Source organism: Bifidobacterium sp. LH_730 (genome assembly GCF_056355835.1).
This window is the reverse complement of sequence record NZ_JBKETB010000012.1, coordinates 1-26,967: the sequence shown is the minus strand read 5'-3', so window position 1 is coordinate 26,967 and position 26,967 is coordinate 1. Positions and strand designations below refer to the sequence as shown.

The following is a 26,967-nucleotide window of genomic DNA, read 5'->3' as shown; positions in this document are numbered from 1 at the left end:
TCCTCCAATCGAATTGATTGGAGGAACCTCCCTTGTTGTGATTGTCGAGCAGAGAATTAACAGAGAGGGCTTCCGTCCCTTGCGGGATGGAAGCCCTTCCTCTGTCGGCTGTCAGCCGATCAACTCAGCGGGCATGCGGCTCACTTGTAGAGGAGCTCGATGTTCACGCCAAGGCTGTTCTGGGTGCGGTCGAGGAACGCGGCGGCGTCCTGGCGCACGATGGTCTTCGTGCCGCCGAACGTGTTGTTCGGGAAGCCCTGGATCACGCCGTACTTGGCCAGGAACATGGTCTCCTTGTACCACGGGGTGGTGGAGTCCACGTCCGCGAACTGGGGCTCGTGGCTCGGGTCGAACGTCGGATCGATGTTCTGGCCCTTGACCAGCTTGTAGAGCATGGCCGCGGCGTCCTGGCGCTTGATCTTGTCAAGGCCGCGGAACGTGCCGTCAGGGAAGCCGCCGATGATGCCGTTGGAGGCGGCCCACAGCACGGCCTTCGAGTGGTTCGCGGAATCGCCGGCGGTCACGTCGGTGAACGTCTTGGTGGCCTTGGCCTCGTCGAAGGCGGGCTCGCCGGCTAGACGGTACATGAACGCGGCGAAGTCCTGGCGCTTGATCTCCTGCATGCCACCGAAGTAGTAGGTGCCATCGGCGGCCTGGAAGCCCTTGATCACGCCCTGGAAGTACAGGTTGTTGATGTTCCTCAGGTGCGGGGTGTGCGCGTCCACGTCGGTGAACACGTCCTTCGCGGTCTCGCCCACGTACTGCAGCTTCGCGAACGCCGCCTGCAGCGTCTCGGTGATCTCCGCGACCTTCGCGTCGGTCAGATAGTCGTTGTCCCAATCAGCAACCGCATACGAATTATCGTTGAGATCGGAATCATCCTTGGGGTCAAGCGTCACAGGAGTGTTGGTGCCGCGGATGCTGCCCTCGGAGGCCTTGGCGACAGCCATGCGTGCCTTCTCGAACTTCTCCCAAGAGTTCTTGGTGAACGTCTTTGAGGAGTTGTTCAGGCCGAGCAGGTAGTTCAGGTCGTACTTCGCGGCCAGCAGCCACTTCGCGGTCAGGGTGAAGGAGCCGTTGACCGGAGCGTTGAAGTTGTAGGCAACGTCGGCGGTGGTGTACCAGCCGAGGAAGCGGTAGCCGTCGCGCACCGGGGCGGCGGGCACCGCCACGGCCTGGCCCTTGGCGACCTTGACCTCGGAGACCTTGCCATTGCCATAGCCCTCGTCGAACTTCACCGTGTACTCCTGGGAAGCGGCAGGAACCAGAACCGCGACGAGGGTGAACTCATGGTCGCCGCTGGCGGCGTTGTTGGCCTTCTCAAGCACGGCCGCGGTGGTCTTGCCATCGTACAGGTGGTCGTTGCCGTCCTGATGCGAGTAGTAGTACCAGCCGGCCACCTCGTACAGGCCGTCGTACGTGTCGACCTGATCGGTCGGGGTCGGCACCGCGGCGTTCGCGGCCACGTAGGTCGAGGCCGGGGCCGCGCCCACATACGTGCTGGCCAGGGAAGCGGCGTCCGCGTCCTTGACGGGGGCGGCCGTGTCCTTGGCCATGCGGTTGATCATGGCGTCCTGGTTGACCACGTAGTTGACCTTGTAGGACTCGGTGCTGGTGCTCGCGTCGACGTCGGCGTTCGTGGAGAACGTGGTCGAGCCGGGCACGTAGGCGGAGCCGCCGCGCACCTGCCAGGAGGTGACGACCGTGCTGGCCTTGTGCGCGACCGGCGCGGCATCGATGGTGCCGCCGACCTTGGTCTCGTACTTCTCGTCGCCGTCCGGATTGCCGTTCTTCGCGGCGGTCCAGCCGTCATAGCCGTCGTTGTTGAAGGTGACCACGACGCCGGGCGTGTAGGTCAGGTTAAAGTAGACGTCCTTGTTGACCGGAGCGGTCCAGGCGGCGTCCACGTCCAGGATCTGGCCTTCGGCGGCCTTGTCGGTCGGAACCTGCCAGGAGGCGAGCTTGTCGCCCGCCGCGAGCTCGACGACCTGCGCAGGCACGTTGGCCTTGCCCTGCTGGTCGGAGAACGTCGCCTTCACCAGGTCGCCCTCGGCCGTGCTGCTCGCGTAGTGCGCGTAATAGGTCACGTCCTGCTTGACCGCGCTCACGGAGTTGTCCTCGTCCTTACGCACGGCGGAAGCCGTTGCGGAGGAGCTGTCGAACTGGACTCGCTCGCCGCCGGTCGGCTCTGTGTACCAGCCGGTGAACTCATATCCCGCGTTCGGGGTCACCGCGGGCGAATCGACGATGTAATCGCCGGCGGCATGCACGCCGTTGTCCGCGTCCTTCTGGGACGTGGCTTCCTTCCAGCTCGCAGAGCCACGGGATCCGGCCTCGTAGGTCACCTTGAACGACGGGGTCTGGCGGACGTCATCGCCTTCATACGTCACGGCGCCGGCCGTCGACGCGGCCACGCCCATCGTGGCCAGCATGGCCACGGACGCAAGACCCGCGAGCGGCGCGCGCCATGCATTCTTGTTTCCAGTCATGTTCCTGGAACCTTTCTTCTAGGGACAGAAGCCCAAAGACGTGGGATGTTCCAGCCGCGACGCCTCGCCCACGGCCTCCTGACGCTAGATCCGAGCGCAGGGTTTGGTGATAGCATATCTATAGGTAAGTTATTTACAGGCATGTTATCAACATGGAGGTTTGTCGTGTTCGTGGGTAGGGCCGAGGAGCTGGCGGAACTCGAGGAGATGTACACGCGGGGCCGGTTCGAGATGGCGGTGATCTACGGGCGGCGGCGGATCGGCAAGACCGCGTTGATCGACGAGTTCACCAAGGGCAAGCGCACGCTGTATTTCACGGCCTTGCAGCGCAGCGGCGTGATCAACCTGCGCCGGTTCACCTCGCTCGTGGCGGGTTTCTTCGGCTACGATTCCCTGGCCGATTTCCCGGATTGGTCGGCCGCGTTGTCGTTCGTGGTCAGGCAGGCGAAGATGTCGGGCGAGCGGTTCGTGTTCGTGTTCGACGAGTTCCCGTACGCCGCGCTCATGGACGAGGCCCTGCCCTCGGAGCTGCAGATCGCCATCGACCACGGCTTCAAGGACACGGACGTCATGATGATCCTGTCCGGCAGCAACGAGGGATTCATGGAAAGCGAGGTGCTGGGCTACAAGAGCCCGCTGTACGGGCGGCGCACCGGCCAGATCCGCCTGCAGGCGTTCGACTACCTGACCGCCGCCGAGTTCCTTCCCGGCACGGAGGCCGAGGACCTCGTGAGGTATTACGCGGCGTTCGGCGGGGCCCCGTACTATCTGGCGCAGCTGGACCCATCCAAGGGATTCGAGGACAACGTGCTGTCCCTGTGCTTCGGACGGCTCGGCATGCTGCGCGAGGAGCCGTCCATGCTGCTGCGCGAGGAACTGCGCGAACCCGCGCTGTACTACTCGGTGCTCCAGTCCATCGCGGACGGCAACACCAAGCCCAAGGTGATCGCCGAGCACGCGGGCGTGGGCGTCACCGGCGTCGCCAAGTATCTGCGCACCCTGGAGGAGCTGGGCCTGGTCGAGCGCAGGGTGCCGTTCGGCGAGGACCCGGGGCACACGCGGCGCGCCCTGTACTCGATCAGGGACCCGTTCTTCGCGTACTGGTACCGGTTCGTCGCCCCCGCGCTCGACCTGATCGACAACAGGGCCGGCTCCGGGGGCATCCGGCAGGCCGCGTTCGGCGAGGAATTCTCCACCTATGTGGGCCAGCAGTTCGAGGCGATGTGCCTGCAATGGCTCGTCCGGAACAACGCCGCCGGCCGCCTGCCGTTCCTGGCGACACGGTTCGGCAAATGGTGGGGCAACGACCCGCGCAAACGCGAGCAGACCGACATCGACGTGGTAGCCGCCGACCCCAGGGGCAGGCGGATTATCCTGGGCGAATGCAAGTGGCGCAACCAGTTCGACGAGACCGGCGCCGTCGAGGCCCTGCGCGCCCGCGTCGGCCTGATCCCGGGATACGAGGACACGCGCCTCATGCTCTTCACCAAACGGCCCGTCTCCGAGGCGACCCGAACCAAATACGCCGGCCAGATCGACTTCGTGGACACGGAAGGCCTGTACGAGCGGTAGAGGGGTCACGTCGTCGGCGTAGCATTCGTGGCGTCAGAATTTTTGGTGGAGCGTTCGTACACCTTGAACTTGCCTTTTTTCGCCGCCACCACGAGTACGCCCGAAGAGACGTATTTCAAAAGGTAGCGATTGGCCGTGCGTACCGTGACATGCGCGGCCGCTGCGACCGAATGTGAAGTGACCTGAACCTTTGTGTCCAACATATCTAAAATCACGTCTTTGACGCTTCTCGCCTCATCGACACTGCCAGCTGATGCTTGACCACCATGCGTGGCAGGCCCACGAGAGCTTGGAGTGTCGACATAAGCCACGGGCACGAATGCTTTGAACTCGTCGCCGTCAATGAGTTCAGGCTCCTTCCCCGTATAGATTTTTGAGTACTTGTAGAGGTTGCGCATGCCGCTACCAAGTTCGTCCGCAAGCCCAATCTCAGTGAAGAAACCAGCGATGATTGGATTCTTTGACATTGGGTTGAACTCGTCCAGGGTCAGGCGCCCCTCGAAAAACGACCGTGAGGCGTTTTCCGTGCGTAAGCCATCAGCATCTACGATGAGCTTGCCAGGCATAGGGCTCGAATACTCCCGGTGGATTAGCAGATTGGTCACGATTTCGCGAACGATAATGTCCCTCGGGCTCACCGACATATCCCGCTCAAGATGGAACCTATCTGGAAGCTGTCGTCGCGCGAAAGATGACAGCTTCTCATAAGCCTCCACCAAATTTGTCCGGACGATGAGCCTGTCATCGTAGCGATCCAGATTAGTCCCTGTTGTCTATTTCTAAGTGCAACACTGTTGTCAGGTTTGTAAGTTTGGCAGTTCGTCGATGAAGGTCTCGGCGAGCGTGCGGTTAGTCGAGCATGCGCGCGGGCCGGTTGAGGATGATGCCTGAGGGTGTTCACACATGGGTTGCGAGACCAATCACTATAAGCCGGAAAGTTTCGTGAACACGTAACATGCAATCCAGTGAGACGTTTGCCGTTGGCATCACTTTCTGGAATAAAGGCCCGATATGTCAGGATTTTAAACTCTAGGGTCCATAGTGGATCGGTCGGACGCGCATACGAACGTCAGACTCATTGGGTTAATATATCCTTTTCTCCACTATCTTTACTTATGTCAGGTTGTCCATGTCATACGCAAACATAACGCTTGAAACGGGAGGTTGAAATGGAACCGGAAAATCGCGATCATACGTTGCCCGAGTTGGCGAATATTCTTGGAATGACTAGCGCAGCGCTAGCGAAGAGGATTCACAGAGGTACGCTCAAGGCACGTAAAGAGAAAGGGAAATGGCTCGTCTCTCAGGATGAGTTCAACCGTGTCACTGGCATGCAAAATGGGATGACTTCGCCCGTTTGCGACAGTGAAATAGCCAATGCCATGCCGAGGATGTCCGGTTTGTATTCCCGGCCACAAAACGGCGCAACCACTGCAGCCGAGTCTGATGAGTCATGGGAATCATCCAAGCTTCTGTCTCAGATTCAGAGGATTCGTGATGAGTTGAGACAAAAGGAGTCGCAGGTCATCCAAGCCGAGGAACATTTGCGGTCATTGAAGGAGTCCCTCAAGCTGTTGCACCAGCTACTTGAGACAACGGAGCGGCTGCAAAACGCCCTCGCCAAGCATTAGCTCTAGCCAGCAGTGGCGGTGGCTCCTTGACCAAGACAAGATACATCTCGATCGAGGACATTCGAGGACATTCGAGGACATTCGAGGATGCGGTTGTCCTAGAGCGTATTGCAAAGGTGGAAGAAAGCATGACCCCTGGGGAACTCGAAGCTGTGCTTCAATCGGGTGAGTCCACATCCGTGGAGTTCAAGCGGTGTGGGAAACTGCCTGACGACGATGTGTACGAAACCATCTGTTCGTTCAGTAATCGATACGGGGGAAGTATTTTCCTTGGGGTACTTGATAACGGGGAAATCGAAGGTGTCAGCCCGCATCGTGTCGATGAGATCCAGCGCAATCTCATCAATCGCGCGCACAATCCAAATCAATTCGTTCCTAATCCCATGGTCGAGACGGAAGCGTTGCGCGTGAACGACAAGACCGTGGTGAGGGTTTGGGTTCCGATGTCCGCCTCCGTGATCAAATATAAAGGAACCGCATATGACCGCCTCTTTGACGCGGATGTGAAAATTGCGGGAGACTACCAGTACTCCCAGCTCTATATGCGCAAGCAGAATTACTATTATGAACAGCGCGTCTTCCCCTCCTTGGAGTTATCCGATTTTCGTGATGACCTGATATCCATGTGCCGGGAAATGGCAATCACGAGGCGTCCCGACCATCCATGGGGAGGAATGGGCAATAAGGAACTACTGAGAAGTGCGAATCTGTGGGGGATGAATGTCTCAGACAGAACTTCCGGGTACCGCCTGGCGGCCGTGTTGTTGCTGGGAAAGGACGAAACGATCGCCTCGGTCTGCCCAGCGTACCGCACCGATGCGATCGTGAGGAAGACCCCGTTGTCTAATTGAAAGTGCAACACCCCGTTAGATTGGAGATTGTCTAGAAAACCAGTCCGGAAGGGATGTTGCACCTATGGGGGAAGTATATTCGCACCTGTCGGAAGAGGAGCGCCAGGTCATCCAGATCGAGATCGGCAACGGCGCGAGCATACGGGCGATCGCCGGCATGCTCGGGCGCAGCCCGTCCACGGTCAGCCGCGAGATCAAGCGCAACACGTGGTTCCCGTCCAACGAGAGCGAGTCGTACCGTCCCTACCGGCCCAAACGGCTCAAGACCGGACCGTGGACGAGCCGCTACTACATCGCGGGCCCCGCCCAGCGCAAGGCCGACCGGCGCAGGCTGAAGCCGCGCAAGTCCCGCCGGCTGTCATGCGACCGCTTGTGGGCGCAGGTGGCCGAATGGCTGGCTCGCGGCTGGTCGCCGCTGCTTATCAGCGGCAGGCTGCGCGTCCTGTTTCCCGACGACCCGCTCATGCGCGTGTGCCCGGAGACGATCTACCGGTGGATATACGCCGATCGCCGTCGCCGGGAACGCTGGGCGCGCTGCCTGCCGCGCGGCCACAGGCGCCGGCGCAAGCTCGGCGGGCGAAGGAAGCCGCGGTTCCCGATCCCCGGGCGCGTCCCCATCTCGCGGCGCCCGCCGGAGGCGGACGACCGGAGCGGGTTCGGCCATTGGGAGGCCGACAGCGTCATCGGGGTCGGGGCCAACCTGCACACCGAGGTCGAGAGGAAGACCCGCTACCTCATGGCGCGCATCGTCCCGGACAAGACGGCCGGCGAGAGCGTCGGGGCCCAACTGGCCATGTTCTCCCCGCTGCCGGCGGGCGCCAGGCTCAGCGTCACGCACGACAACGGCACCGAGTTCGCCCGCCACACGCGCCTGCGCGACGAGCTGGGCATGGCCACGTATTTCGCCGATCCCTATAGTTCCTGGCAGCGGGGCAGCAACGAGAACCGCAACGGCATGATCCGCCGTCACCTGCCCAAACGCACGGTCATCGAGCCCGGCATGGAGCGCGACCTGCGGGAGATCGTCGACGAGATCAACAACCGGCCCATGCGCGTGCTCGGCTACCGCACCCCGGCCGAGGCGTTCGTCGACGAACTGCTAGGATTGCTAGCCTAACGAAGGTGTTGCACTTACAAATAGACAACAGGGCATGATCTCCTCGCGCTCGGCCAAGGTAAGATGGGTGTACCGGCCCATGGACTCTCCCGGTGTCTGGTCGTCGTGAGCAAACACCATCGTATCGGGAACCCAAGGGCCCTTTTCATTCACACCCGTTGCACTTGCTCTGAAAATTCAAGGAAGAAAAAGCATGGCTTGGGAAAATAAGGCGCCGGGGAGCATACGGGGCGAGTAAAAATCACCCAGTCTCTCGGAGGGAGGGGATGAAGCGCGCACAAGCGGAAAACAAGCGGAAAACAAGCGGAAAACAAGCGGAAAGATATTAGTTCCGTGGCGTCAGCATGTAGGCGGTGTTCCTTCCCCCGCCTTGGCGTCTGATCCTACCGTCTTCGACCAGTTTGCCCAGCAGAACGCGTGTGCGCTGCGGGGACAGGCCGATCCGCTCGGCGATGCGTGGTGTCTTGAGCGCTTCGCCGGGAGACAGGAGCGCGACGATCCGTCTCTCCGTCTCCGTCAACGTGGCCCGTCCGCCATCCACGTCGGCGCCCCCGGCCGGGGGCTGGGCTCCGCCCGAAATGGTGATGGGCAGGGTCAGCGTGGTGCGGTCGGGGTCGTATTCCTCGCAGAGGAGCGGGTCGGGCAGGCCGGCGGAGCGCGCGCCCCGGCGCATGGTGTCGAAGCCGCTGCCGGCCTTCTCCCCGATGCCCAGGAGGTTGAACATCTTCATGATGGTGGGATTGCGCACGTCGGACAGGCCTCCGCGCTCGACCAGCGCCGGGTCGAGGCGCAGGCAGCCGGGGTTGCGGAACTCGATGCGCTCGTTGCCGTGGCGCACGACGGTGACGCCTATGCGGCCTAGCCAGTCCGCGTGGCACAGGGCGTTGGCCAGGGCCTCGCGCACCGCCTGGCGCAAAGGCGTGTCGTCGAGACGGGTGATGCCGTCGGGCATGGAGAAGGCCGTGGGCAGGCCGTCGACAAGTTTGGGGATGACCCGCGTCCAGAACCCGTACACATTGCCCGGCCAAGTGCCGTCCGACGACATGACCCGGTCGTCCCAACGCCGTCCGGCTGGATCGGAGACCAGCCGGAAATCCAGAGCGTAGCCCGAGAACTCGCAGGCGATATGTCGTTCGTCGCCGAACATCAGCAATCCGGCGCGGGTGGGACGCAACGCCGTACCTCCCCGCACGCGGTCGGCGGCGCCGAGCCGCCAGAGGAACTCGTCGTCCGCCATGTCCAGCCAGGGATGGTCGGGCCTGCGCGCACGTAGCATGGTTCGGTAGGCGTTCAGCGTCGGCATGTCGAGGGCGTCTAGGTCGATCTCCTCGACGATGGTCGCGTCGGCGGGCGTGTCGTCTTGGTCGCGCAGCATCGCGCGCACCTCCGCCGCCGCGCACCGGTAGTCGCCCTCGCCCCTGCGCCTCCATGTCCCCGTCATCGGGTTCCTGCCGGTGTAGACCGGGCGGAACGAGCGGGCGGCCCTCGGCACGTCTATCACCACCACTTCCCTGCCGTCCAAGGACTCCACGCGCACGTCGCCATCGACCAGAATGTTCGCGCTGACGGTGTTGCCGTCGTTGACGTTGTTCCAGAACTGCGACACCAGATCGGAGGCGTTGGGCACGCCGGCCACGCTCAGATCGCGCTTCCCGTCCTCCGCGACCCCGAGGACGATGACGCCGCCGTTCGTGTTGGCGAACGAGCTATACGTCTGCCACACGCTGGACGGGACCCGGCCATGCGCCGCGAGCTTCGCCTCGAAACGTCCGTCCTCGTGCCCCGCGAGCAACTCCATCAGCCCCATGCGATCACCACCATTCCTGCGCTCGATTTTACAGAACCGGTTCCCGCCAGACAATTCCCAGCGACGCGCGGCTTCTGTCCCTAGAAGAAAGGTTCCAGGAACATGACTGGAAACAAGAATGCATGGCGCGCGCCGCTCGCGGGTCTTGCCTCCGTCGCGATGATCGCGACGATGGGCGTGGCCGCGGGAACCGCGAACGCCGCGGCCCCGGAGTTCAAGGTCTCTTTCGACCTTGCCGGTCGAGGCAACAATTTCGAGGTGAAGGCCACCGAATCGAATGGCTATAAGCTCGTGTCCACGAATGGTTACAAGTCCCCCGCGGACGTGACCGCCGCCTACACTCCGTCCCAGACCAACGACTGGGTGAACACCGGCTGGTACACGGCCGACGGCGAGAAGTTCAATGTCGGCGATCAGATCACCGGCGACATCACCCTGAAGGCCCACTGGGCCAAGGGCAGCGACGTGAAGACCGTCTCCTTCACCGGTACCGGCTATCTGGCGTTCGCCGACACGAACCAGGATCTCACCTCCTCGACCGCCGACCAGCGGATCAAGCTTGCCCCGGGCGACACGCTCGCCGATTGGGAGAAGCCCGTCGACAAGGACCTCAAGGACGGCAGGAAGCTCGTGGGCTTCAAGACCAAGGACGGCAAGGCCGACTACGACTTCTCCAAGGCGCCGACGGCGAAGAACGAGCAGATCAAGTCCGACCTGCCCGCCTCGCAGTGGGTCAGCCTTGAGAAGGGCGGAGACCTTGGCTCGGCCAGCTTCGGCGTGAGCGGCAACGAGACGGTCCTCGAGGTCGCGGACGGCGAATCCTTTGCCCTGCCCACGGCCGCGTACCGTCAAGGCGACGGCGTGCTCAGGCTCGTGACCAATTGGAAGTACAACGAGGCCGATCCTGCCGCCGCAACTGGCGCCACGACCCCGTGGGCCGGCGACATTGTTCCGGATACGGCCGACGGTAAGCGCGTCGACCACCTGCGTCTGGCCGCGTCCGCCGACGAGGGCGACGTCGAGGCCGTGAAGGTCCAGTACTCCGTGGCCGGCGGCCCCGAGCAGTCCTTCGAGGGCAAGAACTACTTCATCGCCAAGGGCGATGGCGTCGACACCTCCGCGCTGAACGTGAACACGAGCGGTGACCTGTACTCGCTCAACGGCTGGTACACCGACGCGGCCCTGACGAACGCCTATTACGGCGACGCGCTTGAAGCCGACACGACTCTCTACGCCGCGCTGAACCTCAACGGCCAGACCGTGACCGCCACGTTTGAGCCCGACTTCACCGGTGCCGAGCCCACGGTAGTCAAGGTTGCCAAGGGCGGCGCCATCGAATGGCAGGACGCCCCGGCCCGCGACGGCTATGTGTTCCAGGCTTGGAAGGATGGATACACCAACATCGGATTCCTTTACAGCGCCAAGGACTTCGCGGACAAGCTCTCCGTCGTCAACTATGATCACACGCTGACGGCCCAGTGGCTCACCGTCGCCCAGGACCAGCTCAAGCAACTGGTCAACCTCGGGGACAAGGAGGCGTACACCGCCGACTCGTGGGACGCTTATGATAAGGCCGTCAAGGACGTCCTCAAGGATGCCAACATCGCCAACAACGATAAGTCTGACTTCCAGAAGTACGCCAAGCTGGGCGAGAAGGCCGTGGCAGCCTGGGTACAAACCCTGACCAACGCGAAGGCCAAGCTGGTGCCGGTGAACGCCTCCGCGTTCAACGACGTGTTCACCTCGGGCAATGCGACCCCGCACAACGCCGACATCGACTACATGGCCAGGAAGGGCATTGTGGGCGGCTTCTCGGATGGCACGTTCCGTCCGCTGAGCACGATGAAGCGCCAGGACTTCGCCGCGTTCCTGTACCGTCTGGCCGGCAGCCCGGAGTACACGCCGGCGGCCGCGGACGACATCTTCTCCGACGTGGACGCGAGCACGCCCCACTACAAGGAGATCCTGTGGGCCTCGAGCAAGGGCATCGTCAAGGGCTTCGCTGACGGCACGTTCCGCGGCATGAGCCTGGTCAACCGCCAGGACGCCGCCGCGTTCTTCTACCGCCTGGCCGGCAGCCCGGAGTTCGACGCGTCGAAGGCCGCCAAGCAGTTCGCTGACGTGGATCCGGCCGGCACGGCGAACCACGAGAAGGAGGTCCTGTGGGCTGCCAACACCGTCGTGTCCATCGACTACGACGAGGACGGCTTCGATGCCTCCGATTACGCTGGTTCGATCGTGCAGGGCTTCCCGAACAACACGTTCGCCGGCACGGCCACCCTGCTTCGCCAGGACGGCGCCGCGTTCATCGCCCGCATGTACGCCTACCTCAACAAGTGAGCCGACAGGCTTCACTCGCTGAGATAGCGTAGACACTTCAAAACAGGGAGCGGTCTCCCCGACCCAATGGGTCGGGGAGACCGCTCCCTTTGCTATTCCCCTAGCTCAACGAGCAAGCGTTTTCGGCTCACTTGTAGAGGTCGGCGATGTTCTTGTGGATGGTCTGCACGCGGTTGAGGAACGCGGCGGCGTCCTGGCGCACGATGGTGTTCGTGCCGCGGAACGTGTTGTCCGCGTAGCCGCGAATCACGCCCTTGGATGCCAGGTACATGGTCTCCTTGGACCAGGGGCTCGTCGCGGTCGTGTCGGAGAACTGCCCCTCCGCGGCCGGGTCGAACGCCGGGTCGGAGTTGCCGGCCTTGATCAGCTTGTAGAGCATGGCGGCGGCGTCCTGGCGCTTGATGTTGTCCATGCCTCGGAACGTGCCGTCCGAGAAGCCGCCGATGATGCCGTTGGAAGCGGCCCACAGGACCTCCTTGGCGTGGTTCGCGTTGTCGCCCGCGGTCACGTCCGAGAACGTCTTCGTGGCCTTGGCCTCGTCGAACTCCGGGCTGCCGGCCAGGCGGTAGAGCATCGCGGCGAAGTCCTGGCGCTTGATCTGGCTCATGCCGCGGAACGTGTTGTCCGCGTAGCCATTGACCACGCCTTGGGCGTACAGATCGTTGATGTCATCCACGAACGGAGTGTTCCCGTCCACGTCCGTGAACACGTCCTGCGCACGTTCTCGCACATACTGCAGCTTGGCGAACGCGGCCCGCAGGCTCTTGGTCAGTTCGGCGACCTTCTCATCGGTCAGATACACGTTCGTGTAATCCGCCTTATAGGTGCCGTCTGCCTGCTTCGTGATGCTGCCTTCGGAGGCCTTCGCCGTGTCCTCGAGGACCTTCTGCCAGGTGTTCCAAGAGCCTTCGGCGTACAGGGACTTGCCATTGGCGCCCTTGTTGGTCTTGGCGAGCAGGATGTCCAAATCATACTGGGCGGTCAGCTTCCAGTGCGCGTACACGGTGACGGGGGAAGTGATCTTGGTGTTGAAGTCGAACTTCTCATCGCCATCGGCCGTGGTGTACCAGCCGAGGAAGCGGTAGCCTTCGCGGGTCGGCGCGGCGGGCACGGCCACGGTCTGATCCTTCGTGACCTCAACCTTGGTGATCGCGCCGTTGCCGTAGTTCTCGTCGAACGTGACCGTGAACTTCGCCTCGTCCGAGGGGACCAGGGACACGTGCAGGACGATGCTGCCGGTCTTGCCCGAGGTCTCGAAGAGCTTGGAAGCGGTCATGGAACCCGGGGCGAAGGCATGGTTGCCCACGCCCTGCTCGTACCAGTACCAGCCCGAGACCTTGTACAGGCCGTCGTAAAGGTTCACGTCCGGGACGGTGACGGTGTCATTGGCCGCGAAGTAGGCGTCGGTCAACGCGAATCCATACGTGGACTTGCCGCTGCTCTGGTCAACGGGAGCGTTGACGTCCTTCACCGCTTGGTCGGCCATGTAGCCGACCTTGTAGGCGGGGGCGAAGGAGTTGGCGGCGTTGGCGGTCAGGTTCGTCGTGGTGCCCGCGGCGAAGGTGGTCGCGCCCGGGACGAACGACTTGGTGGTGTCGGAGTTCACGAACCACTGGGTGGCGATCTTCGTCTCGTCCGCGGTCACCACGGTCGGGACTTGGCCTGCGGCGATCGTGCCACCGGCCGGCAGCTCGATCTTCGCGGAGCCCTTGACGACCTTGGCGACGCCCTTGCCGAGATCGAAGGTCACCAACGCGCCCTGGGCGACGTCCTTCGGGCTGACGGTCACGCTCTTGGTGACGGGGGCGTCGAGGTCGGCGTCCCAGGAATTGATGATGCACCCATCCGCGACGTCAACCGGCTTCTGCCAATCGGCGAGCTTGTCGCCGGAGGCGAGCTTCACCTCGGAGGCCTGATACAGATTCGTCTGACCGCCGAACTTCACGGTCACCAGCTCGTCCGCGGTCTTCGCGTAATGCGCGTACAGCGTCACGTCCTTCGTGAACGCATCCGCCGACAGCCCCTGGTCGTTGTCCTCTGCCGTGAACTGGACACGGTCGCCGCCCTGCGCGGCCGTGTACCAGCCCGTGAACGTGTAGCCGGACTGCGGGGTCACGGTCGGGGCATCCACCTTGTAGTTGTCCGAATCATTCGCACCCTTATAGACGGCGGGCACCTCGGCGACGCTCGGGGTGTTGTCGGCGTCGACGGTGCCGCGGCTGCCGGCGTTGAACGTCACGGCGAAACGAGGCGTGTTGTAGATCGAACCCTTGCCATCCGGATCATACGTCACGGCGCCGGCCGTCGACGCGGCCACGCCCATCGTGGCCAGCATGGCCACGGACGCAAGACCCGCGAGCGGCGCGCGCCATGCATTCTTGTTTCCAGTCATGTTCCTGGAACCTTTCTTCTAGGGACAGAAGCCGCGGACCGCTGGGCAGGGGATGTCGTATGCTGGAAAAGCTGTACAAAACGGGCCCTGCCTGTTTACAGGGGCTGATTACTCGTAATCAGCCCTGTTTTTTACCGGGAGACGCCATGGAGATGCCTAATGCCGACGCGGCAATCTCGACACGACGACCGAAACTGTCCATCGACGGCCAGATAGAACACCTCGCCCGGCGAGGGGTGCGGTTCGAGGTGACCACGCGCGACGAGGCGAGGAAATATCTGACCGATCATGCGTATTTCTTCGAGGTCAAGGCGTATGAGAAAGACTTCCCGCGCGACGGCCGCGGTGAGTACCTGCATCTCGACTTCGCGTATCTGCAGGATCTCGTGGCCATTGACGCATGCATCCGCGCATTCATTCTGGATGTCTTTCCCATGCTCGAGCACCATCTGAAGGTCGACCTCAACAGACGGCTGTGCGCTGACAGGGGCGAGGACGGCTACTCGGTCGTCCGCGACTTCCTCGAGGAACGGCGTTCCAAGGGCCGAGATCTGATGGCAGACCTCGAGCGGCGGCATGTCGGACCGAACCCGCGGGTGGCGCGCAACCGGTACACGGGCGACATGTTCCGCAAGTACCAGTCCGATCCCGCGTACTGGAACTTCGCCGAGGTGCTCACGTTCGGCGACCTCAAGGACTTCTACGCGTTCTACGTGGCCCGGGCCGGCGACGCGCCGCGCACGACCGGGTTGCTGTTTGCGGCGGGACGCGCCAGGAACGCGGCCGCGCACGGCAACTGCCTGCTCGACAATGTGTACGGGAAGACGGAGAGGGGCGAGAAAAGCCGCAAGCTACGCTCGCTGGTCAAGCCGATGCTGGGGATCGACCTGACCGAGGGCCTGAAGAAGACCCTGTCCATCAGCTCGGTGCAGGACCTGACGTGTATGCTGCTGGCGTTCCTGGATTTGGTCCGCCCCGACGACGAACGGGCATCTGCCGCCAATCTCGCGACACGGCTCGCCGGTAGGCTCGAGGAGCATATCGGATATTACGCACGCAATCCCAGGCTGGAACACACCTTGGCGAACACGGCGTGCCTGCTGCGCACGTTCGCGGCCCGGTGCGTGCCGACCGACGAGTAAACCGGGGCCTCCACATCTGAACGAGCGACTTAGCACGGCAGCCGCGCCCTCACGCAACACCCGTCACTGCCAACAGGCAATGGGCGATGGCCGGGGGCAGCCAAGGCGAAGGCCGAGCCGGAACACGCGCGTATCCGGCAATCCGACCCAGTGGCCGATAGGCGCACTGCTTGACTCGTAGCATCTATAGCGCCGTCCCCCTCCTTCACATACGTCATATTGGGAGAACCGCGGCACCGGATACCAGGTCACCGACGGACGGCTGCGCGAGGCCCTCATGCCGCCGGCCCGCCCGATGAGCACGCTGCGCTTCTTCTCCGTCACCTTCGACAAACGCCGTGTCAGCGCCAGCGAACGGCAAGCCGACACGGGATTGACCACCGGGACGCGATCCTCGCGGCCCTCGGACGGAGCGCCTCGCTCAGCGCCCGCCAGCTGGCCGAGATGTCGGGACTGTCGAGGTCCGCGATCTCCAACCACCTGCGCCAGCTCATCGCCCAAGCAAGGTCGAGCCCCTCCATCCGTCGCGCAGCCTCCGCCAGCGATACCGCCTGCCCTTCTGACGACGCCCCGGCCTGCCGCCGGCTCCCGATGCCGCGTCTTCCCCCCGGCTTAACACTTGCTTCACATGTCTTAACACCACTTCGCACCCATGGCCCTCAAGAGCGAGGCCATGCCGGCATGTTTCTTTCGCGGAAAAGGGGAGGAAACATGCGAGGGGACGACCTCTCATTACTTGTCTTCTGTTCCCTAGAAGAAAGGTTCCAGGAACATGACTGGAAACAAGAATGCATGGCGCGCGCCGCTCGCGGGTCTTGCCTCTCTCGCGATGATCGCGACGATGGGCGTGGCCGCGGGGACCGCGAACGCTGTGTCGTTCGATCCGGAGACGGAGTCGAACAACGGCAGCCCGGTTTATGATGTCACCTTCGATCTCAACGGGCAGGGCTCCTGGAAGAGCGACCAGTACAAGAAGCCCGTCGCGCTGATGGACAAGGACGACCAGTACAAGCTCACCGAAGCAGAGCAGAACGACGCTAAGGATGCCATTAATGCGCCGTCGAATTACGTGTTCGCAGGCTGGTGGACGAGCCCCGAGATCGGTCAGGGCGAGCAGATTAACCCCGACGCCGCGACGACCAAGGACCTGACCCTGTACGCGCACTGGGCGAAGCAGGGCGACACGAAGACCGTGAGCTTCGAGAATCCGGTCAACCCGACCACGGGCGAAGCGTTGGCCGAGCTGCCGGGCGGAACGTCCATCGAGCTGGCGAACGGCGATAGGCTGTCCGCTTGGCAGAAGCCCGTTGATTCCGTGGTCGATGGCTATCTGGTGAGCTCTGACACGTGGTCGAAGTACGGCGTGAACAACGCCGCGACCGTGAGCCTGGACGCTCCGGTGACGGAGAGCCTGACCCTGTATCCGACGTATGTCGAGGGTCACACCGTCAGGTACTACGGGCTGGATAATGGCTGGAAGTTCGCAAACGGCACCGACTGGGAGTACGAGGTCGCCGATGGTGCCGCACTCCCGCAGCCCGTCGTCGTCAAGGGCGATGATGCCAGCGGCTACGTGCAGATCACCGGTGGTTGGGCGAATCGTTCCGACGGCAAGGACGTCGATCTGTCGAGCGTGAAGTCCGACCTCGAGCTGGTCGCCAAGAAGGACTTCCAGGGCGCGCCGATCACGACCCAGGCGTACCGCGTGGCGTTCCAGGTCAATGACTTGGCCGGCGAGAATCCGGCCCCGACTGTCTACCCGTTCTCTGCTCCGGAGGAGCAGTACGTGCTGGCCGGCAAAAGCGTCGACGTGGCGGCTGCCGAGAAGCAGCTGAACCTGTACGACGGCATGTACAAGGTCTCCTCCTGGAAGTTCAACAACAAGGCCTACAGCAATCAGTTCGTGAACTACACCGGCCAGACGACCGATGTGTTCATGGCCAACAACGGCAACGCCACGACCCTGCATGCCACGCTGGCCTTGGCCCAGGCTCCCTCCGTCGAGTACGCGATCACATTCGATCCGAACTACACCGGCGCGAAGACCACGACCGTCAAGGTCAAGAAGGGCGAATCCATTCAGGCCGCCGCCCCGGCCGACCCGTCGCGCGAAGGCTACAAGTTCCTCGGCTGGTTCCTCACCGTCGCCGCAGGCAACACCACCGATCGTCTCGACCAGTACGACGTCGCCACCGCGAAGGTGACCTACAAGGCCATGTGGCAGCGCACGAACCAGTACGAGCTCGACGCGCTCCTGGGCATCGTCAACACGGAGGTCGTCTCCGAGGGCGGCGAGTCCTACACGCTGTACACGCCGGCCTCCTACGACGCCTATGAGCGCGTGCGCGCCCAGGTCGCCAAGGACTCCGAGGGCGCCATCGTCAAGAACAATGACGGTACCTACACCGCCCATTACTCGGACGTGACCCTGACCGACGAGGAGATCAACGAGTACATCGAGACCCTGACCGCTGCCAAGGCCAAGCTCGTGTACACCCCGCAGATCAAGAACGCCTACGTGGATGTGGACGCGCAGACCCCGCACGCCGAGGACATCTACGCGCTGACCGCCACCGGCGTCATCCGCGGCTACGCGGACAACACGTTCCGCGGCGCCAGCAAGATCAAGCGCCAGGACTTCGCCGCGTTCCTGTACCGCCTGGCCGGCGAGCCCGAGTTCGACGTGAAGGACGCCACCAAGACCTTCACCGACGTGAACGAGGCGACCCCGCACTACAAGGAGATCCTGTGGGCCGCCAAGGAAGGCATCATCAAGGGCTTTGCCGACGGCACGTTCCGCGGCATGAACACCGTGGTCCGCCAGGACGCCGCCGCGTTCCTGTACCGCCTGACCAAGTCCACCTACAACGAGACCGACGCCGACAAGGCTGGCGTGTTCTCCGACGTGACCGCCGGCGACAACGCCAACCATGCCACCGAGGTCCTGTGGGCCGCCAAGGAAGGCATCGTGCGCGGCTTCACCGACGGCACGTTCCGCGGCATGGATGACATCATCCGCCAGGACGCCGCCGCGTTCCTCAACCGTGCCGACAAGGCCATGGACATCCCCTCTCTTTACAAGTGAGAGGTTGTAGCGGCTGACTAGACGATAGTGGGCCTTCCTCCGTGCGGGAGGAAGGCCCACTATCGTTGTTTTGCCGTTTGCGCTATGTCAGCGGTCCGGCTCTCAGCGCACGTCGATGAACTTGAGCTGAGCCTGCGCGCGGTAGAGGAACGCTGCGGCGTCCTGGCGGATGATGGTGTTCATGCCGCGGAAGGTGTTGTCGCCATAGCCCTTGACGATGCCCTCGCTGGCGGCCCACAGGACGGCCTTGGAGTGATTGGCCTCGTCGTTCGCGGCCACGTCCGCGAAGGTGGCGACGGTGTCCTCGTCGAACTCCGGCTCGCCGGCGGCGCGGTAAAGGAACGCTGCGGCGTCCTGGCGCTTGATGGTCGCGAGGCCACGGAAGCTGAACGTGCCGTCGCCGTTCGCATAGCCCTTGATGATGCCCTTGTCCGCGGCCCACAGCACGGCCTTGGAGTGGTTGGCCTCGTCGCCGGCGGTCACGTCGGTGAAGGTCACCTCGGCCTCGGACTCGTCGAACGCAGGCTCGCCGGCCAGGCGGTACAGGAACGCGGCGAAGTCCTGGCGCTTGATGGTCGCGAGGCCACGGAAGCTGAACGTGCCGTCGCCGTTCGCGAAGCCCTTGATGATGCCCTGGCTGCCGAGGGACAGGACGGCGGAAGCGTGGTTGTCCTCGTCGCCGATCTTCACATCGGTGAACAGCCCGGCGATCTCCGCGGTGTACTGCAGCTTCGCCTTCGCGTCCTGGAGGGCGGAGAGGTAGTCCTCGAGGTCCTCGTCGGAGAGGTTCAGCGCCTTGATGTCAGCGACGGTGTAGGAGTCCTGCACCTTGTCGGTGCCGAAGGCCTTCTTCACCACGTCCTTGCGCACGGCCTCGTAGTTGGTCCAAGACGCTTTAGTATAGACCTTCTTATCCTCGTCGCCGGGGTTGCGGAGGTTGAGCAGGTCCTTGAGGTCCGCGATGTCGGAGCTCTCCCACGCGGCGTAGAAGTAGGTGAAGTCGCCTGCGTAGATGCCGTCGGCGGACAGCGGCTTGTTGTCGGCGGTCGGGGCCGGGGTCGTATACCAGCCGATGAAGCGGTAGCCATCGCGGGTCACGGTCGGCAGCTGGTCGCCCCACTTCTCGTTCACCGCGATGTTCTTGACGATCGGGGTGGCGCCGTCGTAGTACGGGTCGAAGGTGACCTCCTTGGTCTGGGTCGCCTTGGCCGTGGAGTACTTCGCGTACAGCGTCGTCTCGTTGTGCTGGATGTCCAGCGCGTAGGAGAGGTCGAGGGTGGAGCTCAGCTTGGTCTTGAGCTCGGCGTCGGTGTACCAGCCCTCGAACGTGTAGCCGTCGACGGTCTCGAACGCCTTGAGGTTCGCCGTGTCCACGGCCGCGTTGTCCACCGCCGGGACCAGCGCGTGGCCCAGGTCGAAGGACGGGGCGGTGGCCTGGGTGCCGTCCGCGTAGAACGCCTTGGCGGTCACGTTGACCTTGTACGCCTTGGTGCCGTTCTGGAACGGCACGAGGGTCACGTCGGAGTCGGCCTTGGAGAAGTCGAACGCGGTCTTCTTGTCGTCCGGCACGCTGGAGTCGGCCCACTGGGAGACGATGCTGTAGGACTTCGGATCGCTCTTGGTGGCGCCGTAGGCGACCGGGGCCTGGCCGTAGGAGGAGTTCTTCGCGACCTTGACCGTGTTGTTGGACGCGTCCACGACCTTGCCGTCGGCGGCCCACACCATGTCGAAGTTACCGGAGGTGAACGTGGCCTTGACCGCGGCGACGCTCACCGGGTACAGGACCGTGCCCTTCTGCACCTTCGTGAAATCGGACACCACGGTGCCGTCGGCGGTCTTCCAGCCGGTCAGCAGGGTGGAGTTGGCCGCGTTGTCCTTGGACGGGACCTGCCAGTCGGCGGCGGTGTCGCCGTCGGCGAGCAGCAGCTTCGTCTGATCGTCCGCGGCGGTCCACACGACATCGGCGGCGACCTCGTCGGCGTCCGTGAACGTCACAATCTGCTTGGCATCCGTCTTCTGGTTCGTGGTCCAGTGCGCGTACAGGGTCTGCCCGTCGGTCAGCACCGTCTCCGGGCCCACGGCCTGGCCGGCCGACTTCGAGGTGTACCAACCCGTGAACGTCTTGCCCTTCGTGGCCCCGTCTTCCTTCGCGGAGGCCACGATCTGATACAGATTCGTGAACTTGCCGTCGTCGTTCTTGCCGTCGTTGTCGGCCAGCTCGAAGGTGGCGGAGTCCTGAACGGCGCCGCCGTTCGCGTCAAGCGTGACCTTGAACGCATCAGCGGCGTTCGCGGTCCCCGCGGCCACGCCCATCGTCGCGATCATCGCGACGGAGGCAAGACCCGCGAGCGGCGCGCGCCATGCATTCTTGTTTCCAGTCATGTTCCTGGAACCTTTCTTCTAGGGACATCGGGTTTGTTTATGGGGACTTTCCCCATCCCGACTGCCAACATTTTTACCTCTACCCCTCGGACATTGTCAACTCGCATGTCTTCCGCATGTCTGAATGACGGCTTAATGCCGCGCGCCCCTTCTAAGTGCCACGCGCTTCACCGTCACATACATGGGTCCATGCAAATCGCCTGTTCCGAGGTGTAACAAGCCGTTATATTACTGTCTGCCCCCCCCCCCGGAACACAACGTGTCTCTTCGTTCGCAACGTGTTTATTCATGCTCAGTATCCGTCTGCCCGCCCACTTAACCGGCTGGCGCACAGCACCACAAATATTTCATCTCTGTTACAGCCCATCTATGCTGTTTTCAGGTATGCGTCATAAATACCGGGTATCTGCATATCCTTCGCCGAAGCCGCACATTCTGATTACTCATCGAGGTGCTGACGGCGGCCAAACCTACATTTTGCCCCGCAACGAATCCTTTTTGCCCCAACGCAAACGACACTGTTGTAATTTGCCTTTGTCAAGTTCCACACATATACTTTCCGTAGGCGCAGAATTTGTGTGAAAATGAGGATTGTGTACCTAATCGTGTCACAACTATTCTGTGTCACGCTTTTTTCGGGACATCGCGGTGTCGTTGGGCCCTCGACAGCAGTATTTCTGTCGAGGGCCCAACGACATTCATGTTCTCTTCTGTCCGCGCCACGCGCTGTATTCCGTCTCCTCAAGTTAGTCATCAGATACGGAATCCATAGGGGGAAAGAAGAAAACCATGCGTTTGCGCGACCATTTGTCGACACGCCTCACCGCCATAGCCACCGCTGCACTCACCACGCTATCTTTCGGGGCAGTCCTCGCCCCATCAGCAGCAGCGGTCCAGGATCAATACCCTGATATCATGCTGGCGGCTTTCTGGAACAGCGATGAGGATCTGTCCGACACCGTTTATATGTCGTACAACGGCAAGGATTTCCAAAAGCTCTCCACCGCGTATCAGGCCGTCGGAGGCGGCAGCGACGTCGTGGCCGGCGTGCCGTCCTATGTTCACGCATTACATGACCCAGGTCTTTTCTACCGCAATGGCACTTTCTGGATGCTCTCCGGTTTCGTGCAAAAACAGGATGGACTTGGCTGGCGCTACACTCCAATGTTTGGATCCTCGAAGGATCTCATCCACTGGAGTTACCCGAACAGCGGCAGCGCTACCAACCTCAAGCCGCTCGTTATGCCAGCAGGTGCGAAAAAACTGCCCGACGGCCAATACGACACCGCCGGTACTGATGGCTTTGTCGACGACAATGGTGACGTCTACGTCGTCACCACGCTCGGATACTTCGGTTCTCGCCATGGGCATCCGCAGCAGGACCAGATGTCGCCTTATATCGTCAAAGTGACTGGTCTTGAACCTGGCGAGGACCCGGCTGTCGATCCAGGACGCCAGCCCGTGCTCGAATACGGTGATCTCAAACCCATTAATCTGCCGATGAAATCAAAGGATTGGTTGGATCCCTCTATATATAAAGAAAGCGGACGCTACTACCTGAGCATCAAAAAGGAAGGCGTGACCAATCAGATCTGGTCGATCCGCGACCTCAAGGACGCCGCTGACCCCGGCGCCTGGAAGCTCGTCAACGACAACGTGGTGACCGGCTACGAAGGACCGTATATGACTAAATACGACGGACAGTATTATTACTACGTCGACAAGCTCAAGGATTGGCCACCGGTCGGATACGACGGCACCGCAGGTGTGTTCATGATGAAATCGAACACAATGGGCAGCGGATGGACAGCTCCGACTCGCATCACCACCACCGATGTGAACGGCCGAGCCATACCAAACCGTCACGGCAGCGTCTTCACCGTCACCGATCCGAAGGCCAAGGAAATCATCTGGAAGCAGCGTGAGGCCGCGGGATACGGCGCATACCGGCCCGGAGCCAACGGCTGGGTGACCGAGAACGGACAACGATATTGGTATGACCGCGGCATCCGCGCCGTGTCCAAAGAGGTCTATGACCCCGAATCCGACGCATGGTATTGGTTCGATGCCGACGGCACCATGGCACATGACAAGGACGCCTATCTGCCCGACAGCGCCAAATGGGTGCGTTACGACCACAGCGGGCGCATGATCAAAGGCGAGGATTACCGCAACGGCGGCTGGTATTACTTCGATCCGACCACCGGCGCGATGGCCAAGGGCATGACACCGCTGCCCAACGGCGGCACGAAGAACGACCTCGGCAACACGCTGCCCAATGGCAAGCCTTCGAATGCGAACACCGGCAAAGCAAAGGGCCGCTGGGTCTACTACGACCATGCCACCGGCAAGATGATCTATGGCGAGCGATATCTCAACGAAGGCGGCTGGCGCGGCTGGTATCTGTTCGACTACGGCACGGGAGCGGCGAAAACCGGCTTCCAGCGGCGCGACAACGACACCGTGTATTACAGCCCTGTCACCGGCGCGATGCAATACGGCGAAAAGTACATTGACGATGGCACACGCCCAGCGGGATGGTACCTGTTCAACGCCACTACGGGAGCGATGTTCCACGGGGACATTCATCTGCGCGTCGGGAATAAATGGGTGCGATATGACCGCCAGACTGGTGTGATGGTCAAGGGATTGCAACGACAGGACGACGCTTGGTATTACTTCGATCCAGATACCGGCGCGATGGCCCACGGCAAGACCTGGGTGCCTGAGTGGGATGGTTGGCACGAGTTCGACGAAATCACCGGACGTGGGTGACGGTGTCGAATGGCGGTCGATAGACTCTAAGGTATGGCTGAGATGAACAACGACAGGCTGAATGACGCGTATGCGACGGATGCCAGTGCAGAGACGGACGCAGATACCGTGTCTACGACCGGCGCAACGGTGGCGGACACCATTCAGGCGACCACTGCAGCACGGGAGGAAACCACCGCGGCGCACAAAGCCAGTCGTGCCAGCTCAGTCCGTGTGCGTATCCCGGCATGGCTGGAGATCTTGGCAGCAGGCGGTCAATGCGCCATCGTATTCGCGTTGCTATTGCTCTCCGTGTTCTTCACCCCGACTTTCCTGCATCTCACCGAGGATGCTGGCGTCGAATCGTTAAGCGAAGTTATTGATTATCATCGCGCCCTCCCTTCGCTGGGATTCCTGGGCGGTCTCATCGCATTGCTGATATGCGGCGTCATCGCCACACTGTTGCTGTCCAAACTCCCGCGTCACCGACTCTTTTGGCTGCTCGTCGCTTTTGTCACCGTCTCTCAATTGGTGTGGATCGCGGCAGTGCAGCTTGTCAGCTACCTCTATTCCGATTCCGGCAGTCTGATGGATGCGGCCATCGCCATCCTGCAGGGGAACACGGCGAAATTCTCTCCTGACTATTGCACTCCGGGCAACGAGCCGGCCGGCTGCTATAACCTGCCCTCCCCCTACGCCTATTTCTCCTGGTATCCGTTCCAGAGCGGGCCTCTGCTGTGGTTCGTGCTGATGTTCAAGCTCTTCGGAGTCAACATCACAATCATTCAGGTAATCAACGCCTTCTTCGTCACCGGCATCGTGGCGATCCTGTGGCGGCTGGGTGCGACCATGGGACTGCGCCACAACGGTTTGGCCGCTTTCACCGTTCTGTGCGGGTCCTGCGCACCGCTACTGATGTATTGCTCGTTCGTCTACACGAACATCACCGGACTGTTCCTCGTGCTGCTGGGCGTGCTGCTGCTCGGCGAGGCTTTACGCTTGCGACATGCCGTCTCGTGCGTCACGCTGTCCGTAGCGGCTTTCCTGCTCTTCGGCATGGGCATGCTGTTCAAAAGCACCTATGTGATCGTGCTGTTGGCGGCACTCATTGCGGTAATGCTGGCAGTGGTGCGCCATGGTCGGCAATACTGGATGATTGTACTGGCGCTGCCACTGGCATGGCTGGCCAAGTTCATCTCAGGTCTGCCACTCAAATGGCTGGAATCATGGACCGGTCAATCCTTTGGCAAAGGCATGCCGATGCTGTCATGGGTGTCCATGGGACTGAGCGAACCGGGAGGCGGCATCGCACCCGGATGGTGGGGCACAGGTCCAATCAACACCTACCAGATGGCCAATGGAGATTATGCCGAGCAATCGCGCATTGCTAAGCAGACCATCATCGAACGACTTTCCGAGTTCTTGTCCTCCCCTGGCGAAGGCGCGTCATTCTTCGTGCGCAAAATCGTCTCCGAATGGGCGGAGCCGACCTTCATGACGACCTTCTACTCGCAATATGGCGCCTCTGCTCACGGGTTCAAGGGCGGATTGTCCGGATTCGTGATGCGATCGGACGGAGGGCTTGTGCTGCGCTATGAGAACGTGTCAATGAGCGTCGTCTATCTCATGGCCTTCATCGGTCTGGTCGCACTAGTGTGGCATATGGTCCGCACCCGCGGTGATGACGAGGCCATAGGAGTTGTCTACGCCCGCTCCTTGCTCATAGTCGCCTTCATCGGTGGCTTCCTATGCTATGTGTTCTGGGAGGCAAAGGGCATCTACACGCTGCCCTTCTACCTGATGATGCTGCCGCTGGCCGCCTATGGCGCGCAGGCCCTGCTAGGCGCGGCAGTCACGTTGCTCGAACAACGCAAGGCCGGCACAACCAGGGATTAGGCGACTGCGGACTGACGTTTGGCCTTCATCGGATAGAACCACACGCTCACCTTCGGCAGACACCACAACACCGAGGCGAGCACTGCATCCAACACTAGGCGCAACAAGAACAGAGCAATCCACAGCGGCACCGACGGCACCGCCTCATGCAGATGGGCGAGTACCGGAACCCACGGGAACAGGTTATCGTCGATTAGATGAGCGCAGAGCAACGCCAAACTCACCTGCCCTACCTTGGCCAGCCCCGTGGCAACTGGACCGGCACACCGATCCGCCAGCATCGATATCCCCACCATGCATGCCGTGCCGGCGAATCCGCCAAGAGCGGCCAGCACCGGCGTGGCGCCATACTGATTCATGGCGAGGCTGAAGCCAGAGAACTTCCAAATCGCCAACACCCATATGACCACGGGCACCACCCACGCCACCGGATGCGCGTTCATCCATCGCAGCGCATCATGCCGACGAGCCAAATAACCCACATAAACAAATAGCAGCGCGCACATGCCCGATTGGATGTCGAACGGCAGCCAAATCCACCGCGCGGAAACATATCCCACCGCAAAGCAAACGGCCACCCACACCGGCGTGAGCGGCAGACGGACCAGCAGATGCATGAGCAGATGCGCCCAGAACAACGCCAACAGGAACCAGATTGCGCCGATGCGCGCGGTCTGCGGCCATAGGGCATGCGGAGCGATGTCGCCTGCGCCATAAATCGCGGCGGACAGCCACGAGAACAACGCCTGACGACCGCCGACGTGACGCATCCATGCCAAAGCAGCGGCACCGATGACGACCACTGCGGCGGTGATGGCATAAGTGCCAATCAGTTCCCGTGATTCCTTGGCCCAGCGGAACGGTCGCTCGGGGCGCATGAAATAGCCGGAAAGCACGAAGAAGAGCGGCATATGGAATGAGAAGCACAGATTGAAGGTCCACATCGCCGCTGCTCCTTGCGGCGCGACGACGCCAGCGGTCAGAATGCTGTGCGAGAGAATGACCATAAGAATAGCCAGACCGCGGGCTATGTCGAAATAGCGGATACGCGGACGCGAGGCCGAGGCAATTCGGGAACCATTGGGATTGTTCTGCTCACTCACTGGTCAGAAGTGTAGGAAGTTGAGCCGACACGACGAACCGGGCCCACAGGCAGGGCCAGTCACAGGTCCAGCATCTGCCGCAGGGCCTCCCACATCGCATCCTGGCCCATGAGGTTCGGATGAAGGCCATCAAGCAGCAGACCCCGCACCGGTACACCCTTGGCCACGCTCAACTGTTTGAACGCGTCGTAAAGCGAAAGAAACTCCCAGCCATGACGCGCGCAAATGGAACGCAGCGTGGCATTGACCTGCGCGGTGGTGAAATGATAGGGCTCGTCTCCGGCTGGCGGTTCGGAAATCACATAGATATTGCCCTTGAATTTTCAGAGCAAGTGCAACACGGTTGAGTGGTGGACTTCGTGGGGCGTGCGGTAGCCGAGGCGTTTGCGTGGTCTGCGGTTGATAG

At 61.9% G+C, this 26,967-nt stretch carries 16 protein-coding genes and 1 pseudogene; 10 read left to right on the top strand and 7 right to left on the bottom strand.

Annotation, left to right across the window (positions count from 1 at the left end):
• Positions 1–140: 140 nt before the first annotated feature.
• Positions 141–2,489 carry an S-layer homology domain-containing protein gene (locus AC1AUD_RS11575; protein ID WP_476574532.1) on the bottom strand — a complete coding sequence of 783 codons (2,349 nt, stop codon included), beginning with the start codon at positions 2,487–2,489 and terminating at the stop codon, positions 141–143.
• A gap of 165 nt (positions 2,490–2,654) precedes the next feature.
• On the opposite strand from AC1AUD_RS11575, the gene AC1AUD_RS11570 reads away from it, so the two are divergent.
• Positions 2,655–4,061 carry an ATP-binding protein gene (locus AC1AUD_RS11570; protein ID WP_476574531.1) on the top strand — a complete coding sequence of 469 codons (1,407 nt, stop codon included), beginning with the start codon at positions 2,655–2,657 and terminating at the stop codon, positions 4,059–4,061.
• A 5-nt stretch (positions 4,062–4,066) separates the two neighbouring features.
• Here the strand turns inward: AC1AUD_RS11570 and AC1AUD_RS11565 are convergent, their stop codons facing one another.
• On the bottom strand, positions 4,067–4,627 hold the full coding sequence (locus AC1AUD_RS11565) for a hypothetical protein (RefSeq protein WP_476574530.1): 561 nt from the start codon (positions 4,625–4,627) through the stop codon (positions 4,067–4,069).
• Between the two features lie 603 nt (positions 4,628–5,230).
• Between AC1AUD_RS11565 and AC1AUD_RS11560 the strand changes: the two genes are divergently transcribed.
• The 3 genes from AC1AUD_RS11560 to AC1AUD_RS11550 all read left to right on the top strand — a co-directional run bounded on the left by AC1AUD_RS11560 (position 5,231) and on the right by AC1AUD_RS11550 (position 7,660).
• Positions 5,231–5,692 carry a helix-turn-helix domain-containing protein gene (locus AC1AUD_RS11560; protein WP_476574529.1) on the top strand — a complete coding sequence of 154 codons (462 nt, stop codon included), beginning with the start codon at positions 5,231–5,233 and terminating at the stop codon, positions 5,690–5,692.
• Positions 5,693–5,718: 26 nt separating this feature from the next.
• Positions 5,719–6,543: an AlbA family DNA-binding domain-containing protein gene (locus AC1AUD_RS11555; protein WP_476574528.1), complete on the top strand. Its 825-nt coding sequence runs from the start codon at positions 5,719–5,721 to the stop codon at positions 6,541–6,543.
• 64 nt (positions 6,544–6,607) lie between these two features.
• Entirely contained in the window at positions 6,608–7,660 is a 1,053-nt protein-coding gene (locus AC1AUD_RS11550) for an IS30 family transposase (RefSeq protein ID WP_476574527.1), read from the top strand.
• A gap of 325 nt (positions 7,661–7,985) precedes the next feature.
• On the opposite strand, the gene AC1AUD_RS11545 is transcribed toward AC1AUD_RS11550, so the two are convergent.
• Positions 7,986–9,467: an ATP-binding protein gene (locus tag AC1AUD_RS11545; RefSeq protein ID WP_476574526.1), complete on the bottom strand. Its 1,482-nt coding sequence runs from the start codon at positions 9,465–9,467 to the stop codon at positions 7,986–7,988.
• Positions 9,468–9,569: 102 nt separating this feature from the next.
• Between AC1AUD_RS11545 and AC1AUD_RS11540 the strand changes: the two genes are divergently transcribed.
• Positions 9,570–11,807, top strand: a complete 2,238-nt coding sequence (locus AC1AUD_RS11540) for an S-layer homology domain-containing protein (RefSeq protein WP_476574525.1) — start codon at positions 9,570–9,572, stop codon at positions 11,805–11,807.
• A gap of 127 nt (positions 11,808–11,934) precedes the next feature.
• Here the strand turns inward: AC1AUD_RS11540 and AC1AUD_RS11535 are convergent, their stop codons facing one another.
• Complete coding sequence (locus AC1AUD_RS11535) at positions 11,935–14,199, bottom strand: S-layer homology domain-containing protein (protein ID WP_476574524.1); 2,265 nt, start codon at positions 14,197–14,199, stop codon at positions 11,935–11,937.
• Between the two features lie 146 nt (positions 14,200–14,345).
• Here AC1AUD_RS11535 and AC1AUD_RS11530 point away from each other — a divergent pair, with 146 nt between their 5' ends.
• The 3 genes and pseudogenes from AC1AUD_RS11530 (at position 14,346) to AC1AUD_RS11520 (ending at position 18,426) form a co-directional block, all read left to right on the top strand.
• Positions 14,346–15,341: an Abi family protein gene (locus AC1AUD_RS11530; protein WP_476574523.1), complete on the top strand. Its 996-nt coding sequence runs from the start codon at positions 14,346–14,348 to the stop codon at positions 15,339–15,341.
• Positions 15,342–15,560: 219 nt separating this feature from the next.
• Positions 15,561–15,827 (top strand): annotated as a pseudogene (locus AC1AUD_RS11525) (winged helix-turn-helix domain-containing protein); the annotation flags it as partial.
• A gap of 286 nt (positions 15,828–16,113) precedes the next feature.
• Complete coding sequence (locus tag AC1AUD_RS11520) at positions 16,114–18,426, top strand: S-layer homology domain-containing protein (protein ID WP_476574522.1); 2,313 nt, start codon at positions 16,114–16,116, stop codon at positions 18,424–18,426.
• Between the two features lie 102 nt (positions 18,427–18,528).
• Here the strand turns inward: AC1AUD_RS11520 and AC1AUD_RS11515 are convergent, their stop codons facing one another.
• Positions 18,529–20,808 (bottom strand): InlB B-repeat-containing protein, encoded by a 2,280-nt coding sequence (locus AC1AUD_RS11515; RefSeq protein WP_476574521.1) that lies wholly within the window; start codon positions 20,806–20,808, stop codon positions 18,529–18,531.
• 915 nt (positions 20,809–21,723) lie between these two features.
• Between AC1AUD_RS11515 and AC1AUD_RS11510 the strand changes: the two genes are divergently transcribed.
• Positions 21,724–23,583, top strand: coding sequence for an N-acetylmuramoyl-L-alanine amidase family protein (locus AC1AUD_RS11510; RefSeq protein ID WP_476574520.1), 1,860 nt, complete (start codon positions 21,724–21,726; stop codon positions 23,581–23,583).
• A gap of 33 nt (positions 23,584–23,616) precedes the next feature.
• Positions 23,617–25,458, top strand: coding sequence for a hypothetical protein (locus tag AC1AUD_RS11505; protein ID WP_476574519.1), 1,842 nt, complete (start codon positions 23,617–23,619; stop codon positions 25,456–25,458).
• Here AC1AUD_RS11505 and AC1AUD_RS11500 read toward each other — a convergent pair.
• Together AC1AUD_RS11500 and AC1AUD_RS11495 are read right to left on the bottom strand one after the other, a co-directional pair.
• Positions 25,455–26,561, bottom strand: coding sequence for an acyltransferase family protein (locus tag AC1AUD_RS11500; RefSeq protein ID WP_476574518.1), 1,107 nt, complete (start codon positions 26,559–26,561; stop codon positions 25,455–25,457). The genes AC1AUD_RS11505 and AC1AUD_RS11500 overlap by 4 nt on opposite strands.
• Before the next feature lie 59 nt (positions 26,562–26,620).
• A complete protein-coding gene (locus AC1AUD_RS11495; RefSeq protein WP_476574517.1) occupies positions 26,621–26,863 on the bottom strand; it encodes a hypothetical protein in 243 nt (80 codons plus the stop codon).
• Positions 26,864–26,967: the final 104 nt, after the last annotated feature.